This is a genomic window from Halomonas sp. HNIBRBA4712, from assembly GCF_043558675.1.
In the GTDB taxonomy this organism is placed as follows: domain Bacteria; phylum Pseudomonadota; class Gammaproteobacteria; order Pseudomonadales; family Halomonadaceae; genus Vreelandella.
Map to the genome: position 1 here is coordinate 55,651 of NZ_JBIFXR010000005.1, position 17,556 is coordinate 73,206.

Here is a 17,556-nt window from a genome sequence, read left to right on the forward strand (position 1 = left end):
GCCGGTCTCAAGGCTCACAAGGAAATCGCTCATGCCCTCCCAGGACTCCGCTTCACTGCCCGGCGATGCCGCGCGCTCACCGTCGCACGCCAAAAAGTATCTGGCCGCCCTCGGCCCCGGCTTTCTGTTCGCCGGTGCGGCCATCGGCACCTCCCACGTAGTGCAGTCCACCCGGGCCGGCGCCGAGTACGGCATTGGCCTTCTGGGGTTCATTCTGCTCGCCGTACTGCTCAAGTACCCCTCGTTCTTTTTTGGCCCCTTCTACGTCAGCGTGACCGGCAAGTCGCTGGTCGAGGGGTACCGCCAGACCTTCGGTCGCTCGGTGGTGGGCCTGTTCGCGCTGGTGCAGATTCCGGTGACCGCGATCATCATCGCCGCCATCGCGATCACCACCGCTGGGCTTGCCGGCAGCATCGTGCCGCTCACGCTCAGCCCGCCCACGGTGGCCGTGATCCTGATCGCGCTTTGCGGCGTACTCACCTTCGCCGGCGGCTACCGGCTGCTGGACTGGGTCAACAAGGTATTCGTGGTGATCCTGAGCGTGACCACGGTGCTGGCCGCCGTCGCCGCGATCCCGCTGGTGGAGTGGACGTTCTACCCCGCTACGGCGGTCTCGCCGCTATGGAGTGTCGCGACCTTCGTGACGCTGGTGGCTGTGCTTGGATTAATGCCGTCGGACATTACGCTGGCGGTGATGAACTCGCTGTGGTCCGAGGCGCGCAATAAAAACCAGGGCGCGCGCAGCGACACCGCCGCCGAGAAGATCGATTTCAACATCGGCTATATCGGGGCCGGCGTGCTGGCGGCGTGCTTCGTGATCATGGGTGCCGGCGTCATGCACAGCCAGGGCGTGAGCCCCGCCGACGGCGCGGTGGGCTTTGCCACCCAGGTGATCAGCCTCTACACCTCCACACTCGGCGAGTGGAGCGGCGTGGTCGTGGGCATTTCCGCGTTCACCGTCATGCTGACCACGCTTCTGACCGTGCTGGACGGCTTTCCGCGTATCCTCAGCGCCTCCTGGTACACCTTCACGCGGCCCGCCAACGACACGGAAACCTCGCGTACGCTCGAGGGCAGCCCGGCGTTTCTGGTCTCGCTGATCGGGCTTTCGCTGCTGGCGGCGGTGATTCTCTATACCCTGATGGGCAACTTCCGTCTGTTCATGGACTTCGTGATGGTCGTGGCGTTTCTGCTCAGCCCGATCCTCGCCGCGCTCAACCACTTCACCGCCAACGGCCCGACCGTGCCGGTGTCGCTTCGCCCATCGAAGCTGATCAACGCCTGGAGCTGGCTGGCGATCGCCACGCTGACGCTGTTGTCGGTGGGCTATATCGTCGTGCTTTTTATATAACAAGTGCTTGGCGCACCAGCGCTAACAGCAGCGCCATGCTATTAGAGAAAAAGTGATCCGCCCCCGGCACCATGACAATGGGAATGGGAGGCTGGCGAACGTGCGCCGACAAAAGGGCCAGGGGCGCGTGCTCGTCGTGCTCGCCGTGGATCAGCAGCGTGTCACTCGCCAGTGAAGGCGTTGCATAGAAACGCCCGTCGGGCACAAGGCCGACGGGCAACCCCAACAGCACGACGTGCTCGGCAGGCTGGCCACTTTGCGCCAGCGCGTTGGCAACGCGAGCCTGCACATAGGCGCCGAAAGAGAAACCGATCAGCGCGATCGGTAACGCGGGCCAGGCGTCGCGAAGCGCATGCACCAGATACAAGAGATCGTCACTTTCCCCCTCGCCCTGATCATGCTCGCCCTCGCTTCGCCCCACGCCTCGGAAGTTCGGGCGAATGGCGAGCCAACCGTCATCGCTCAACGCTCGCGCCAGGCTGAAAGGAATCTTGTGCCGAGCACTGCCCCCCAGCAGCGGCTGGGGGTGCGCAATGAGCGCAATGCCCTTTAAAGGCGCCCCGGGAACATCGACCAGCAGCTCCATGTTTCCCTGCCGGGTCTCGAACAAGGGGGTCTGCCTGCCAGGGGCTTGCGTGTCGATCAGTGACCGTAACGTCGTCATGCCGCGCTCATTTCTCGAAGTGGACTCTTTAGCGTATCGGGACCTGGTTTACAGCTTGCTCTCGAGCTCCGGCAAAATCTCGAACAGATCCCCTACCAGGCCGTAGTCGGCGACCTGGAAGATTGGCGCTTCTTCGTCCTTGTTGATCGCCACGATCACTTTGGAGTCTTTCATACCGGCCAGGTGCTGAATCGCCCCTGAAATCCCGACCGCCATGTACAGCTCCGGCGCGACGATCTTGCCGGTCTGGCCGACCTGCATGTCGTTGGGCACGAAACCGGCGTCCACCGCGGCGCGCGAGGCGCCAATGGCCGCTCCCAGCTTGTCGGCAATGCCGTCCAGCAGCTTGAAGTTATCGCCGTTGCCCATACCGCGCCCACCGGAGATGACGACCCTGGCGCCACCAAGCTCTGGACGGTCACTCTGGGCCAACGACTCGTCGACGAAACGGGACTGGGCGTTGTCGGGTGTAAAGTCCACCGCTTCCACGCTGGCGCTGGCGCTGCCACCCACGGCGTCAAAGGCGGTGGCGCGCACGGTGATGACTTTCAGCGCGTCGTCGCTTTTCACCGTGGCAATGGCGTTACCGGCATAGATCGGGCGCTTGAACGTATCGGCACTCTCCACGGCGATGATATCGGAGAGTTGGCTGACCTCCTTGAGGGCGGCTAAACGCGGCAGAACATTCTTGCCGGTAGTGGAGGCGCTGGCCAGCACGTGGGTGTAGTCGCCGGCCAACTCGACCAGCAGGGCGCTCAAGGGCTCGGCGAGCTGGTGGGCGTAGACGGCGTTGTCGGCGACGCGCACGTTGTTGACGCCGTCGAGCGTGGCGGCCGCCTGTGCGGCCGCCTGGACGCCTTCACCGGCGACCAGAATATCGATATCACCGCCAATGGCCCAGGCCGCGGCGGCGACGTGGGCGGTAGCGCCGGCCAGTTGGCCTTCGTGCAGATCGGCAAGTACCAGAATGCGCATGGGTTAACTCCTTTCAAGGCTCTTTTAACCAAGTGCCTGCTTTAAAGCACTTTGGCTTCGTTTTTCAGCTTGTCGACCAGCTCGTCGACCGAAGCGATCCTGGTGCCGCCTTTGCGCTCGGCGGGGGATTCGACCTTGAGCAGGCTGACCCTGGAGGCGACCTCGACGCCGTAGTCGGCGGGCGTTTTGACATCCAGTGGCTTTTTCTTGGCCTTCATGATGTCCGGCAGCTTGGCGTAGCGCGGCTCGTTCAGGCGCAGGTCGGTGGTGACAATCGCCGGTAGCGTCAGGGCAATGGTTTGCAGGCCGCCGTCGATTTCCCGCGTTACCTGAACCTTGTCACCGTCCACCGCCACCTCCGAGGCGAATGTGCCTTGCGGCAGGTCGGTCAGCGCGGCGAGCATCTGGCCGGTCTGGTTGTTGTCGGTATCGATCGCCTGCTTGCCGAGAATCACCAGGCCCGGCTGCTCTTCATCCACCACTTTGGCCAGCAATTTGGCAACCGCGAGGGATTCGGCGCGCTCGTCGGTCTCGATATGCAGGGCGCGGTCGGCACCCAACGCCAGTGCCGTACGCAGCTGCTCCTGCGCGGCTTTGGGTCCGATCGTAACGGCGACCACTTCCGTTGCGACCCCCTTCTCTTTCAAGCGCACGGCCTCTTCCACGGCGATTTCGCAGAAGGGGTTCATGGCCATTTTGACGTTGGTCAGGTCGACATCGGAGTGGTCCGCTTTCACACGAATCTTGACGTTGTAGTCGATGACGCGTTTAACGGCGACGAGGATTTTCATAAGTAGTACCCATTAACGTGAAATAAGCGCTCAAGACGCCGTGATGACGGCCTCTTCAGGCGATACTCGATGGCGCCGGAAAGTCCCGGATGCGGTCGCGATGAGCCGATCCCCCGCGAGCAGTTGCGCATCGGCAAAAAAAACGCGCTGGCCACCTCCCTGCAGGCGCCCTTTCGCCACGAGCGTTCCCTGGTTGACTTTGGCGATGTACTGCACCGTGAGCGACAGGGTGGCCGCACGATGCGGCAGCTGACCATTCTCGGGACAGAAACCGGTGTAGCCACACGCCACATCGAGCAGCGTGGCGATCACCCCGCCGTGCAGGCTGCCCTGGGTATTGGTGTGGTGGGCCGCCAGCGCCAACTGCCACGTACACTGCCCCGGCTGCCACTCCACCAGCTGTGCGCCCAACATGTCGATAAACGGATTATGCAGTACGTTTAGATCCATACTCCGAGCCTTCTTGATTAGCGGCCGGCGGCTGCCCGGGCGATCAGCGTTTCGGCACGGGCAATCACGGGCGCGTCGATCATTTTGCCATTCAACTGGAAGGCACCCCCTTGTTTGGCGGCCAGTGCTACCACGCGCTGTGCCCACTCAAGCGCTGCGTCGTCCGGCGTGAAGGCCGCATGAATCGCCGCTACCTGCCGGGGGTGTATGCACAGCATGCCCGCAAACCCCATCTCCATCGCTTTTTTAGCCGTTTGGGACACCGCGGAAAGGTCCTGGATCTCCGGCACGACACTCTCGATGGGCGGCGGTAGTGCCTGCGCACGAGAATGCAGCAGCAATTGATGGCGGCAGTGGTCGAGCACCGACTCGGCTCCCGCGCTTCCCGGCTCCATGTTCAGGTCGGTGGTCATGTCCAGAGCGCCCAACACCAGCCGCGCCACCCCCGGGGTGGCCGCGATTTCAGCCAGCGCGGTAATCCCGCGCGCGGTTTCGATCAGCGGCCAAACGGGCTTACCGCTGCGCGCGGCGAGCGTCACCTGCTCGGCACTTTCCGCCTTGGGTAGCATGATCCCCATGACCGCGGGGTAGTCGGTGCAGAGCGTCAGGTCGCGCTGGAAGTGATCGGTGTCGTCATGGGTGGCCGCGTTGACTCGCACGATCAACGACACCTCCGGGGAGGTCGCCAGAAAATGCGCGAGGGCCTCGCGCGCGGTGGCCTTGTCGGCGGGCGCCACCGCGTCTTCCAGATCGACGATCACGGTGTCGGCGTCGCTATCCAGCGCCTTGGTGATGCGGTGCGTGTGCGTACCCGGCACAAAGAGCAGCGAACGCTGTGGATGGTGTTGCATGGGACTCTCCGGTTAAATCACGCCTGCGGTTTTGAAAGCGGCGATGCGCTCGTGGTCGTAACCCAGTTGCGCCAGAATCGCGTCGCTATGCTCACCAAGGCCGGGCACGGCACTCATCCGCGGGTGGAAGGCACTGCTGCGGCCAGGGGGGAGTAGCGCGGGCAGTGACCCCGAAGGGCTATGCACGTTGACCCAACGCTTGCGGGCTTCCAGCTGGGGGTGGCGCCAGACATCGTGCATATCGTTGACGTGGGCATTGGCTATACGCGCCTCCTCCAGGCGGACCACCACGTCCTGTGCCGACAAGCTCGCGAACACCTGGCATATCAGTGCTCGCAGCGCCTCGCGGTTGGCGGAGCGGCGGGCGTTACTCTCGAAGCGCGCATCCCGGGCGATCGATGAATCCTGCAGCACTACCTCGCAAAAGGCGGACCACTCACGCTCGTTTTGCAGCCCCAGCATGACCGATTGACCATCGCCTGTGGGGAAAGGCCCGTAAGGATAAATGGTGGCGTGGGACGCTCCGGCGCGGGGCGGCGGCTCGGCGCCTTGATAAGCGTAATACATGGGGTATCCCATCCACTCCACCAGGCTCTCCAGCATCGAGACATCGATATGGCTGCCCTCTCCCGTGCGGTCCCGTAGAATCAGCGCAGAGAGTATATTGGTATAGGCGTACATGCCGGCGGCGATATCGGCGATGGAGCATCCCGCTTTCGCCATTCCATCTTCACCGGGCTGGCCGGTGGTGGAAAGAAACCCCGCCTCGCTTTGAATCAACAAATCATAGGCTTTTTTCTTCTGATAGGGGCCATCGTCACCATAGCCCGAAATATCGCAAACGATCAGCCGCGGAAAACGCTCGTGCAGCGCTTCATAAGAGAGGCCTAGCCGGGCGGCGGCACCGGGCGCCAGATTTTGTACCAGCACATCGGTTTCCTGAAGTAGCCGCTCCAGCACCTCATCCGCCCCGGCGGCTTTGACATCGAGCGTCAAGCTCTGCTTGGAGCGGTTGGTCCACACGAAATGCGATGCCAACCCATCGACCCGCTCATCGTATTGACGCGCAAAATCCCCCACTCGGGGTCTCTCTACCTTGATGACTCGCGCCCCCAGATCGGCCAACTGGCGCGTGCAGAAGGGGGCGGCGATGGCATGCTCGAGGCTTAAAACGGTAACGCCTTCCAACGGCCGAAGCGTCGCTGCCTTGGTCATGGTGCACTCCTTGATCATTGAACGTTAACGCCGCTTACTCCGTGATGGAGGCCACACTTGCACCCCCATGCGCCCGGCGAGGCGTGAGCAATAAGGGGATCGTGGCGGCCTCTCTTACCCCCCAGGCAACGTCAATCAGCCGCTGGCAGGCCCGCTCGTTCACCGCGTCGGAGAAGCTCACCAGGCGTTTGAATTTCTGCTCGAGCTCCGGGCGGGTCAGTGGGTTACCCGGGTCGCCTTTGGGATCATGGACCGTGGCCTCGAAGCACCCGCCCTGGTGGGTCGTCACCACGACTTTGCCAATCCATTTATGGGGGTAGGCGCTGTCCACTTCGTCATCCAGGTGCATACGCACCCGCTGCCGGAACGCCGCGACCTCCCGGTCTTGAAGCGCGGCGGACTGAAACGCCGCCAAACCGGCACTGCCATGCACGGCCAACAGGCCCAATACCGTTCCCATCGAGAACTTCGCCTGGTGAACCGTCGTCGGGGTTTCGACCGGCCCGAGCACGTCTATCGCCGCCTGGTGAACATGGGTATCGACCGCCGCGATATCGGTATGCGACAGGTTTTCGCGCTGCAAGATGACGAGCAGGGCATCGGCGGCGGGATGGGTGTGGCGGCACGAGGCGTGAAACTTGAAGGAGGTTTCCGCCAGCGCCCAACGGCGCCCTAACCGATCGCTCAGGCAGGCGGGGTTCGCGTCGCTGGACATGCCCGCCGCCAACCCCTGCTTGCCATCCAGAATGCGCTGGGCGCCGGTCAAGCCATCCGCGGTCATGTAGGCCGCCAACAAACCATCGGCCGCCGCTTTAGCGGTATGTAGCTGTTTGGAGTCCGCGCCATCGCGCAAAAACTCCCATAGCCCGGCGGCCTGGGTACCCGCACTGCCCAGCGTATGAAGAAAATCCTCCGCCGAGAAATTGAGCAGCTTGCCGACCCCCACCGCCGCCGCCAGCGTGCCCACCGTACCGGTGGTATGAAAGACGGTGTAGTGCGAACGCCCCAGAAACTCGCCGATACGAATGCCCGCTTCGTAACCGGCCACTGCCGCCAGGATCAGCTCGCGCCCGGACTTACCTTCACTTTGTGCCGCCGCCAGCACCGCGGGGAAGACAACGGTGCCGGGGTGCAGCACCGAGGAGTTGTGCAAATCGTCCTGCTCCACCACGTGCGAGGCGGCGGCATTCACGAACGCGGCAAAATAGGGCGACGTTGTCGCGCTCAGCGTCAACAGTTCACTGCGGCCCGACGCGGGCCCCATGCGCTGGGCGAACCGCTCGAACAGGGGAATGGGGGGGTAGCCTTTACCCGCCAGCGCCGACCCCAACCAGTCGAGAAAGAGCTCTTCGCAGCGATCCACCACCTCGGTGGGAATGTCGTCGTAGCGAAGCTCCGCGAGAAAGGTCGCGAGCTCATTGGTTGTACTTGTCATGACCATCTCCTATGCAGCACCCGTGACATAGCGGCGCTCAAGGCCTTCGCGGCACATTGCCAAACCCGGCCATCCCGAGGGCAAATGCGAAAGGGGATTAAAATGAGCGCGGCAGCTCCAGCAGATGCTCCGCGACGTAGGATAGAATCAGGTTGGTGGAAATAGGCGCGACCTGGTACAAGCGGGTTTCGCGGAACTTGCGCTCGACATCGTACTCGGCCGCGAACCCGAAGCCGCCGTGCGTCTGCAGGCAGACGTTGGCCGCCTTCCAGGAGGCTTCCGCCGCCAGATACTTGGCCATGTTGGCACTGGCTCCGACCGATTGACCGCTGTCGTATTCGTGGCAGGCACGCCAACGCATCAAATCCGCGGCTTCGACGTCGATATGCGCCTGGGCGATGGGAAACTGTACGCCCTGGTTCTGGCCAATCGGGCGCCCGAAGACCTCGCGGTCACGCGCGTACTGGCTCGCTTTCTGGATGAACCAGCGCCCGTCGCCAATACACTCGGCCGCGATCAGCGCCCGCTCGGCATTCAGGCCATCGAGAATATAGCGAAAGCCCATTCCTTCCTCACCAATCAGGTTGTCGGCGGGAATTTCCAGGTTATCGAAGAAGAGCTCGTTGGTTTCATGGTTGACCATGTTGGCGATCGGCTGCACCGTCAAGCCATCACCGATCGCCTTGTGCAGGTCGACCAGAAAGATCGACATCCCCATCGATTTGCGCGTGACCTGATCCAGCGGGGTGGTGCGCGCCAGTAAAATCATCAGATCCGAGTGTTGGATTCTCGAGATCCAGACCTTTTGGCCATTGATGACGTATTTATCGCCCTGACGCACCGCCGTGGTCTTGATTTTGGTGGTGTCGGTGCCGGTCGTGGGCTCGGTGACCGCCATGGACTGCAGGCGCAACTCTCCGGCGGCAATCCGGGGCAGATACTCGCGTTTCTGCGCCTCACTGCCGTGGCGTAACAGGGTGAACATGTTGTACATCTGCCCATGAACGGTGCCGGAGTTGCCGCCGCAGCGGTTCACCTCCTCCAGAATGACCGAGGCTTCCGTCAGCCCCAGACCCGAGCCGCCATACTCCTCGGGTATCATGGCCGCCAACCAGCCCGCCTCCGTCAGCGCATCCACGAACTCTTCGGGGAAGGCCTTGCGCTCGTCCACGCCGCGCCAGTACGCCTCATCGAAATTCGCGCACAGCGCGCGTACACCATCGCGAATCGCTTCCAGGGACTCCGGATCATGATGGAACATTAGTGACTCTCCTTGAAGGTGACGTCCGCTTGATGCGCGGGACCTTGATCATTGAACGCCCATGCCGAACAGGTCCGGGCGCCATCGGCCACTCCTCCAATAGAGAAGGGCGTATCGGCAATGAGCGGACGCAAGCCGCGGTAGCTCAGTCTTGCGGGGGAGTGGTGCGGGTGCTGGCGGGTAATACTGCGCATCACCAACGTGGCGATCATCGGCCCGTGTACGACCAGCCCCGGATACCCCTCTTGCTGAGTGGCATAGGGGTAGTCGTAATGAATACGGTGGCCGTTGAAGGTGACCGCCGAGTAGCGAAAGAGCATGACGGGCGTCGGCTGGATCGTGTCGGTCCACTCAAGCGCAGGCAATGTTCTGTCGATGGTCAATTTGGGCGGGCTGGGTTCGCGATAGACGATATCCTGCTCTTCGCTGATACACAGCGCATCGCCCTGGAAATACCGGTGTTCGACGGTGACGAAGAGTAGCGAGCCGGTCTGACCATGCTTCTCTTTCACCGCCAGGATGGTGGAACGACACGTTGCCCGCTGGCCGACGATGAGCGGCTGATGGAACGTGACGCGCCCGCCGGCCCACATGCGCTGCCGGTTCTCGGCGGGGGGAAGAAAACGCCCCCGAGCGGGATGGCCATCCTCACCCAGCTCCGCTTCGACCACCGGGGATTGAAAGAACGCCCAATGCCACAAGTAGGGCAGCGGCTGCCCCTCCTCGGGGCAGGCTTCACCGAACAGGGCGGCGAGGCGCACCGACAGCTGTAGTGAAATAACGTCCTGCTTCTCTTCTTGCTTACCGACCCAGGGTGAGTTTTCACCGTTGGATGGTGTTGTATCGAGCTGGGGCATGCTGAGCTCCCTTTCTCACGACAATCATTATTTATTCGTTAGGGTGATCAGCATGCCTGAAAGATAAATTTCACAGGAATCAAAAAAAGGATAACGGGGCTTTAGACTTACCCTAAATCAAAAACAATTCGCTTGAAAAACAAATAAATAAAAACAAAAGACTCGAACTTAATTGCTAAGCACTCTTGATAAACCCTGTTTCCCACTAGACCAAGGTCTTATTAAAGAAAACTAAAAGGGGGGGTTGGAAATTCCAACTTCTCATTGGTGAGGCGTTGTTGCAGTCTCGTTTTTTAGCGTTAACCATGCGCGCCTTATCAGGTGCCATGGCTGCTTATCTCAACAACAAAACGGCGTCAGGACTTACTCATGAAAAACATGATACTCGTGACAAGCATTACGGCACTCTCACTTTGCTCCTTGAATAGTGGGGCAGACGATCGCGCTGACTGGCCCAATAGCATGACCATGGGTACCGCAAGCCAGGGCGGCACTTATTATATTTACGGTTCCGGGTGGGCCAATCTCGCCAACCAGCACTTGGGAACGCGTATCGGCGCCGAAATCACCGGCGGGCCGGTACAAAACGTCAGCATGGTTCAACTCGGCGAGCACGATTTCGGCATGGTCACGATGGGCCCCGCGCTGGATGCCATGGAAGGTAACAGCCCGCTGCTGCCCAACGACCCCCACAGCGATGTGCGTGCCATGTTTCCCATGTATCAAACGGCACTGCACATTGTCAGCCTGGAAGGCTCCGGTATCAGCAGCGTGGCGGACCTGGCGGGCAAACGCGTGGGCGTTGGCCCGGCCGGCGGCACCAACGACGAGTATCACCCCAGGCTTTTCGAGGCGCTCGGGTACGATGTCGAAACCCTCCAGGGCGGCGCTTCCGACCAGGCCGGGCAGCTACAGGATAACCTGATCGATGCCTTCGCCTTCGGCGCGGGACTCCCCATCGCCTCTTTCAGCCAGCTGGAAGCGCAGGCGGATGTCAACATCTTCAGTTATAACGAGGAGGAGATCGCTCAGATCCTCGAAGCCTTCCCTGCCCTTTCACCGGCAACGGTACCCGGCGGTACCTATCGGTCGATCGAGGAAGATATCCCCACCGTCTCGCTATGGAACTTTGCCATTACCCACAAGGACATGCCCGAATCGCTGGTGTACGCCATCGTGGATGTGGTCATGAGCAATCACGAGCAAATGCTGCAAGTCCATGGGGCGGCCGCTGAAACCCTGCCGGAAAATATCGTCTACAACAACTCGATTCCTTTTCATCCGGGCGCGGTGCGATGGTTTGAAGAGCACGGGTATGACATCCCGGCCGAACTGGACGGCTCATCGTAAGAGCCACATCGCGCTTTTCGTGCCGCACGCCGCTTGCTGCCTATGGGGTGGCAAGCGCTGCGTTGCCGCACGGTTAAAAGCCTGAACGGAAACCGCGACGGTTTCATGTCCACTCTCATCCAATCATACCCCTTCGAGCGCCACCTCGACGGCAACCCTCAGGTGCCATGATGAGCAAAGAGACTAGTAACGGCTTTTCCGCAGTGGAGCCATCCGGGCAGAAAGACCCTGAAAAAGCCACCTTCGACACCGCCAGTGTCGATGAAATTCACCCCGCCAGTAACGAGCGTCTGCTGAGCGGCCTGTCCGCCAGCTTCATGTTTGTCATCGGCTTTTTGTATATAGGGTTTCATCTCTACGTGCTCAACATTCAGCCCATCGAAACCTGGATGTTCCGCATCATTCACGTGTCGGCTGGGCTGGCGATCGGTTTCTGGATCCTCGGTGCCACCAGCCGGTTCACAGACGCCTCCCCTGCAAGCTTCACGGGCAAGGCGTTGGGGGGATCGGCACTGCTGATCGCGGCCTATGCCGCGCTACTGGTCATCACGCTTTGGTGGCAGGTGCGCCATGGCGCGTTAGCGGATTACCAGGCGTGGGTGCAGAGCCAGCTCGGCTGGGTCACCGCCGTGGGTCTCGGCGTTGCGCTGCTGGGAAGCTACTTCTGTGCCGGCAACCGTCAGCGCCTTCACCTGTCGGATCTGGCACTCGGAATTCTGGCGCTCAGTATTGCGGGCTACCTGATTCTATCGCTATCTCGTTGGCGCTTGATGGCCGGCACGGCCATGGCCGGCGAGCTGGATTTCCTCATGTCGGCGGCCGGGATAGTGCTGATTCTGGAACTCACTCGCCGGGTCGCGGGAATGGCGCTGGTGGTGATTACCGGGGTCTTCATCCTCTACGCGTTCATCGGCCCCTGGTTGCCCGGTATTTTTGAGCATAGCGGTTATGCACCGGCCCGCTTTTTCACCTATCTGTATACCGATAACGGCGTTCTGGGCCCCACCATCGCGGTGTCCTCGACCTATATCGTGCTGTTCATTACGTTTGCCGCTTTTTTACAAAAATCGCGGGTGGGCGAGTACTTCGTCAACTTCGCGTTTTCCGTGGCGGGCCGCTCGCGCGGCGGGCCCGCGAAAGTCGCGGTCTTCGCCTCGGGCTTGATGGGTATGATCAATGGCACCTCGGCGGGCAACGTAGTCTCGACCGGTAGCCTGACCATTCCGTTGATGCGCAAGGTCGGCTACCCGGCCCGCAGCGCCGGCTCCATCGAAGCGGCGGCGTCTACCGGCGGCCAGATCGCGCCGCCCATCATGGGCGCGGGGGCGTTCATCATGGCCGAGGTCACCGGGATTGCCTATACCGATATCGCCATCGCGGCGATCATCCCGGCCACTCTCTACTTTCTTTCCATCTATTTCATGGTCGACCTGGAGGCCCAGCGCAAGGGGATGCGGGGGCTTGCCCGCCAAGAGCTTCCGCGCTTGCGCCCTCTGTTAAGGCAAGCCTACCTGTTCATGCCGGTCATCATCCTGATTGCGACGCTCTTCATGGGATATTCCGTCATTCGAGCGGGTACGCTGGCGCTCGTATCCGCCGCCATGGTTTCCTGGCTAACACCTCACTGGATGGGGCCCAGGGCCATCCTCGGCGCTCTGGCGCTCTCCGCGCGCATGGTGATTCCCCTGGTCGCGGTCTGCGCCTGCGCGGGGATTGTCGTGGGGGTGATCGCGTTGACCGGCGTAGGGGCCCGCTTTGCCTCGCTGTTGCTCGATATCGCGGACAGCAGCCAATTTCTGGCGCTCTTCTTCGCCATGATGATCAGCATTTTGCTGGGCATGGGCATGCCGACCACGGCCGCCTACGCGGTGGCGGCCTCCGTGATTGCACCGGGGCTTCAGCAGATCGGTATCGAGCCGCTGGTGGCTCACTTTTTCGTCTTCTACTATGCCGTGATCTCCTCCATCACGCCGCCGGTCGCGCTGGCCGCGTACGCGGCGGCCGCGATTGCCAACACCGACCCGCTCAAAACCTCGTTGACCTCGTTCAAGTTTGGCCTGGCGGCTTTCGTGGTGCCCTTCATATTTTTCTACAGCCCGGCCATTTTGATGCAGGGCGACTGGCTGGATGTCGTCCGGGTCGTCATCACCGGGTCGGTGGGGATTTACCTTCTCTCGGCGGCGGTTCAAGCGTGGCTTTTGAGCTCGCTCAACTGGGCGTTACGCGCGATTGCGCTGATCGCCGGGTTGACGATGCTGGCTGGCGGCATCACGACCGATCTCATCGGCATTGCGCTGGGCCTGCTGGTGATCGGCTACCAGGTTCGAGTGAGCAAGCGCCCGCCTCAAACCGCTTTGAGCGAATGAGCGGAAGCCATTTCCCTGTCACGAGGCAGAGCCCGCTGTTCCGGGGCTCTGCCCGCTAGAAAGGCAACGGGTATGACATGTTACCGTTTTGAAAACCATCAACCGATCGTATCAGCCAGTGCTTATGTTCATCCGACCGCGGTGATCATTGGTCACGTGATCATTGGCGATGGCTGCTACATAGGCCCCGGGGCCAGCCTCAGAGGGGATTTCGGCCATATTCGTATCGAACATGATGCGAACGTGCAGGACAATTGTGTCTTGCACGGCACGATAGACTCGGAAACCATTATCCGTGCCAGAGGGCATATCGGCCATGGCGCCGTGGTGCACGGCTGTCTTGTCGAAGAGGATGTACTGGTCGGCATGAATGCTGTCGTGATGGATAACAGCGTGATCGGCGCCCGCTCCATCATTGGCTCCTGCGCCATGGTGCGCGCGGGCTTCTCCTGCCCCGCTGAATCCCTGGTGATGGGGGTGCCCGCCAAAGTACACAAACCCCTGAGCCAGCGAGAAATCGACAAAAAGCGCGAAGCAACCCAACGCTACATGGCGCTGGCCAAGCGCTCATTAGCCGCACTCGTTCCCTGTTGATCAATTCTCGGCGCCCGCCTACCCCATGGCCATATGCCCCGCCTAGCGCGGCTCGCCGGCATAGTGGTGGTGATTGCGGATTTCACGGATCAGGCTTTTCGCCGCTTCGGGCAAGGATTCGAACTCCCTCACCACGACAGAGCGCTCGCGAGTCGCCCAGGCGTCTTGCAGCGCCACGATCTCCAGCTGCATCGTCTTTTGATAGCGCAGAGCGCTCGATTCGGAGATGACACCGATGCCCACGCCCGCTTCGATCATGCGGCAAGCGGCTTCGAACCCGTAGACCTGAATACGCAGCGGCAGCGTTTGCCCGTACTCGCTGACCTCCTTTTTGAGAAACTCCAGCAAGGTACTGCCGTCGTGAAGCCCCACGTAGGGGTAGGTGAGCGTTTCCCTGAAATGGACTTTCTCGGCGCGCGTCAGCGAATGCCCCTTGGGCACGACCACCACCAGGCGGTCGACGCTAAAGGGCAGTATCTCCAACCCTTTGGTTTTTATCTCACCGGAGGTCACCCCGAAATCCGCCGCGCCGTCCAGCACCCCTCGAAAGATATCCCGGGTGAGCCGCTCCTTGAGATCGATGGTGATGCCCGGGCGGCTACTCAAATAACTCGCCAGCACTTCGGGCATGAACTCGGTCACCGCCACGGTGTTGGCAAAAATGCGAATGTGGCCCGATTCGCCGCTGCTGTAGTTGGAGAAATCGCTTTTGACGTAATCGACCTGGCGCATGATGGTGCGCGCGTGGTGCAGCATATTATGGCCGGCGGGTGTCAGCTCCACCCCATGGCTGCCCCGGTAGAAAAGGCGCGTCCCTAGCTGGCCTTCAAACGATTTTATCCGGGTACTCGCGGCCGCGGTGGAAAGATGCGCCAGTTTGGCTCCGCCGGTCAGGCTGGAGGCCTCGGCCACGTGTATGAACAGCTTCAGATCCGCAATATCAAAATGCACGGCGATGCTCCGTTGGCCCACAAGCGGTGCGACCCTATTTTCTTATCAAGCGGCTCACTCAACGCTGAACCGAGTCAGGATTACAGTGGGCCACCCACCACCGTTTTCTTGATGCCCTCGAGCACACCGGTGCCATCCTCGCGGGCAAGCTCGTCGTACCAGGCCTGGGTCTCGCGGGGGTTGTCGCCGTGGATCATCGCCGCGCGCTTGCGGGCGCGGGTGACGATTTCACCAACCCGCTCGACCCGGGCCTCGTCGTACTCGGCCAGCGCCTTTGCGATCGCCGCCCCGGTCTCAGCACCCGCTTCGAGCGCGGCGCGGACCGCCTCGCTCAGCACCCAGGCATCCTCCATCGCCTGGCAGCCGCCCTGGCCGAGATCCGGCGCCATGCCGTGAGCGGCGTCGCCAAGTAGCGCCACGCGGGTGTCCGTCAGTGTTGCCAAAGGCTCGATGTCGTGAATCTCGACCCGCGCCATGCGCGCCGGGTCGAACTGCTCGATCAGCGCCTGCACCGCCGGCGCCCAGCCATCGAAGTGCGCTGTCAGCTCGTCGCGGTAGCGGGCCGGCTCGCTTACCGTGCCTGCCTCGAGCGGCACGTCGAAAAAGCAGTAGAACTCCTGCCGGCCTTCCTGGTTGCCGCCGGTGCCCATGGGCATCAACGAGACGCGCTTGCCCTCGCCGACGTACTGATCCCAGCTTTCGAGCGGGGCAAGCGCCGGATCAGCCGCCACGCGCACGTTCCAGTTCACGTAGCCCACGTACTGGCGCTCCACCGGGCGCCCGGCGAGCTTGTTGCGAAGCTGCGAGTGGGTGCCGTCCGCCACTACCAGCAGGTCGGCGCGCACGCGCTCGCCGTCCGCCATCACGGCGGTAACGCCGTCATCTTCGGCTTCGTAATCCGTGCAGTGGCGGCCCAGCTGGATATGCTCGGCGCCCACGGCGTCGAACAGCGTCTGCTGCAGCGCGGCGCGGGAAATCGGGCAGGCGCGCTGGTCAACCGCCTCGTAAAGGGGGGTAAGCGAGAAGTCGCTGAGAAGCTGGCCGTCGTGGCTTAAGTAGCGCATACGGGTCATCTCACCGCTGATGCGCTCGATGGCGTCGCCCAGCCCCAACCGGTGCATCACCTTGACGCCGTTGGGCCACAGCGAAATGGCCGCTCCCACCGGGCGCATGACCTCGACGCGCTCGAAGACCCGCACGCGATGCCCCTGGCGCTGAAAGGCCAGCGCCGCGCTCAACCCGCCCATACCCGCGCCAATCACGACAATCTCCAGCGCCATACCGCCTCCCGTTATTTGAAATACCCTTCGAACCACCTGGTTTTGAGCCTACCGCATTCGCCTCGCTAATGCTTGTGGGAGGAAGCTTTAGCTCGCGATGGATGGCCCATCGAAGTATCAGACCACGCGCAGTCAACGCACTCCGCGCGTATCGAACGCCTGCGCGAAAGCGGTCAGCTCGTCGAACAGCCAGACGGTGGCGGGATCGCGCGCGTAGAGTTCGTGCTGAATCAGCGTGAGCGTAAGCGCACCAAGCGCCAAAGGCGCCTCGACCTGGCGCACCGGCAACAGCGCGGTGAAGCGCTCGGCCATGCGCCGGGGCAGCGTCATGATCGCGTCGGTCAGCGCCACCACACGCGCCGCGGCGATGTAATTGAGGTTACGCGAGATCACCCGGCGGCCAAGGCCGTGCGCGCCAAGGCACTCGTCGATAGGGCCTGGCCCCAGCCCGCTGATATCGGCAAGCTCCACGTGGGCCGCCCCGGCAAACGCCGCAAGGGAAAGCGAGTCGCCGACGGTGGCGTTATCGCGGGCGGCCAGGCACACCCACTCCTCCTCGAACCAGGGGGTAGAGAGCACGCCGGCCGGCAGCTCGACCCGCCGGTCAAGCCCCACCACCATATCCACCTGGCGACTCTGCAGGCCTTCGCTCAGCACCTGCGGAGTGATCAGCTCGATCGAGAAGCTCAGCCCGGGCGCCTGCTGAAGCAGCCGGCTCAGAAACGGCGGATACAACAGCTCCTCGAAGTAGTCCGTGGTGGCCAGGGTAAAGTGGCGTGCGCTGGTCGCGGCGGCAAAGGCCGGCGGCGGGGCCAGCCCCTCTTCGAGAAGCCCCAGCGCCTGAACCACCGCGGGCAGCAGCGCCTCGGCCCGGGGCGTGGGCTGCATCCCTTGGTCGGTACGCACGAAAAGCGGGTCATCGAGCGCTTCGCGCAGCCGACGCAGCGCGTGGCTAATGGCGGGCTGGGAGAGGTGCAGCTTCTGCGCCGCTCGGGTGACGTGACGCTCGCGCATCAGCGTGATGAAGATCGGCAGCAGGTTGAGGTCGAAATGTCGGGGCAGCGCCATGACGCACCATTATTCAGGTTTTTTATGGCTCGATTCTAAACATTCATTTTATTCATTGCTCGATCTTCCTTATCGTCGCGACTTTCCTTTCTCCTCG

Annotated in this window: 16 protein-coding genes; 4 read left to right on the forward strand and 12 right to left on the reverse strand. The window is 62.0% G+C overall.

The window, feature by feature from the left end; genetic code table 11:
* Positions 1-31 precede the first annotated feature (31 nt).
* Complete coding sequence (locus ACGK9R_RS11140; protein ID WP_394581233.1) at positions 32-1,351, forward strand: NRAMP family divalent metal transporter; 1,320 nt, start codon at positions 32-34, stop codon at positions 1,349-1,351.
* Here ACGK9R_RS11140 and ACGK9R_RS11145 read toward each other — a convergent pair.
* From ACGK9R_RS11145 to ACGK9R_RS11185, 9 genes are all read right to left on the reverse strand, one after another.
* Positions 1,344-2,015, reverse strand: a complete 672-nt coding sequence (locus ACGK9R_RS11145) for an alpha/beta hydrolase (protein WP_394581235.1) — start codon at positions 2,013-2,015, stop codon at positions 1,344-1,346. The genes ACGK9R_RS11140 and ACGK9R_RS11145 overlap by 8 nt on opposite strands.
* A gap of 48 nt (positions 2,016-2,063) precedes the next feature.
* Positions 2,064-2,990: an electron transfer flavoprotein subunit alpha/FixB family protein gene (locus ACGK9R_RS11150; RefSeq protein ID WP_394581236.1), complete on the reverse strand. Its 927-nt coding sequence runs from the start codon at positions 2,988-2,990 to the stop codon at positions 2,064-2,066.
* 41 nt (positions 2,991-3,031) lie between these two features.
* Complete coding sequence (locus tag ACGK9R_RS11155) at positions 3,032-3,781, reverse strand: electron transfer flavoprotein subunit beta/FixA family protein (RefSeq protein ID WP_394581238.1); 750 nt, start codon at positions 3,779-3,781, stop codon at positions 3,032-3,034.
* 30 nt (positions 3,782-3,811) lie between these two features.
* Positions 3,812-4,231, reverse strand: coding sequence for a PaaI family thioesterase (locus ACGK9R_RS11160; protein WP_144981294.1), 420 nt, complete (start codon positions 4,229-4,231; stop codon positions 3,812-3,814).
* A gap of 17 nt (positions 4,232-4,248) precedes the next feature.
* On the reverse strand, positions 4,249-5,082 hold the full coding sequence (locus ACGK9R_RS11165; protein WP_394581241.1) for an HpcH/HpaI aldolase/citrate lyase family protein: 834 nt from the start codon (positions 5,080-5,082) through the stop codon (positions 4,249-4,251).
* 12 nt (positions 5,083-5,094) lie between these two features.
* Entirely contained in the window at positions 5,095-6,297 is a 1,203-nt protein-coding gene (locus ACGK9R_RS11170) for a CaiB/BaiF CoA transferase family protein (RefSeq protein WP_394581242.1), read from the reverse strand.
* A gap of 34 nt (positions 6,298-6,331) precedes the next feature.
* Complete coding sequence (locus ACGK9R_RS11175) at positions 6,332-7,732, reverse strand: MmgE/PrpD family protein (protein ID WP_394581244.1); 1,401 nt, start codon at positions 7,730-7,732, stop codon at positions 6,332-6,334.
* Positions 7,733-7,829: 97 nt separating this feature from the next.
* Positions 7,830-8,993: an acyl-CoA dehydrogenase family protein gene (locus tag ACGK9R_RS11180; protein ID WP_394581246.1), complete on the reverse strand. Its 1,164-nt coding sequence runs from the start codon at positions 8,991-8,993 to the stop codon at positions 7,830-7,832.
* A complete protein-coding gene (locus ACGK9R_RS11185) occupies positions 8,993-9,850 on the reverse strand; it encodes a MaoC family dehydratase N-terminal domain-containing protein (RefSeq protein ID WP_394581248.1) in 858 nt (285 codons plus the stop codon). The genes ACGK9R_RS11180 and ACGK9R_RS11185 overlap by 1 nt, the downstream gene beginning before the upstream one ends.
* Before the next feature lie 378 nt (positions 9,851-10,228).
* Between ACGK9R_RS11185 and ACGK9R_RS11190 the strand changes: the two genes are divergently transcribed.
* From ACGK9R_RS11190 to ACGK9R_RS11200, 3 genes are all read left to right on the forward strand, one after another.
* The gene (locus ACGK9R_RS11190) at positions 10,229-11,200 is read left to right on the forward strand and encodes a TAXI family TRAP transporter solute-binding subunit (RefSeq protein ID WP_394581631.1); all 972 of its coding nucleotides are present in this window, start codon (positions 10,229-10,231) and stop codon (positions 11,198-11,200) included.
* A 170-nt stretch (positions 11,201-11,370) separates the two neighbouring features.
* Positions 11,371-13,566: a TRAP transporter permease gene (locus ACGK9R_RS11195; RefSeq protein WP_394581250.1), complete on the forward strand. Its 2,196-nt coding sequence runs from the start codon at positions 11,371-11,373 to the stop codon at positions 13,564-13,566.
* Positions 13,567-13,638: 72 nt separating this feature from the next.
* Positions 13,639-14,160, forward strand: a complete 522-nt coding sequence (locus tag ACGK9R_RS11200) for a gamma carbonic anhydrase family protein (RefSeq protein WP_394581253.1) — start codon at positions 13,639-13,641, stop codon at positions 14,158-14,160.
* Between the two features lie 42 nt (positions 14,161-14,202).
* Here ACGK9R_RS11200 and ACGK9R_RS11205 read toward each other — a convergent pair whose 3' ends face one another.
* The 3 genes from ACGK9R_RS11205 to ACGK9R_RS11215 all read right to left on the reverse strand — a co-directional run bounded on the left by ACGK9R_RS11205 (position 14,203) and on the right by ACGK9R_RS11215 (position 17,459).
* Entirely contained in the window at positions 14,203-15,111 is a 909-nt protein-coding gene (locus tag ACGK9R_RS11205) for a LysR family transcriptional regulator (protein ID WP_144981268.1), read from the reverse strand.
* Between the two features lie 80 nt (positions 15,112-15,191).
* A complete protein-coding gene (hpxO, locus tag ACGK9R_RS11210; RefSeq protein WP_394581255.1) occupies positions 15,192-16,391 on the reverse strand; it encodes an FAD-dependent urate hydroxylase HpxO in 1,200 nt (399 codons plus the stop codon).
* Between the two features lie 132 nt (positions 16,392-16,523).
* Positions 16,524-17,459 carry a LysR family transcriptional regulator gene (locus tag ACGK9R_RS11215; RefSeq protein WP_394581257.1) on the reverse strand — a complete coding sequence of 312 codons (936 nt, stop codon included), beginning with the start codon at positions 17,457-17,459 and terminating at the stop codon, positions 16,524-16,526.
* Positions 17,460-17,556 lie beyond the last annotated feature (97 nt).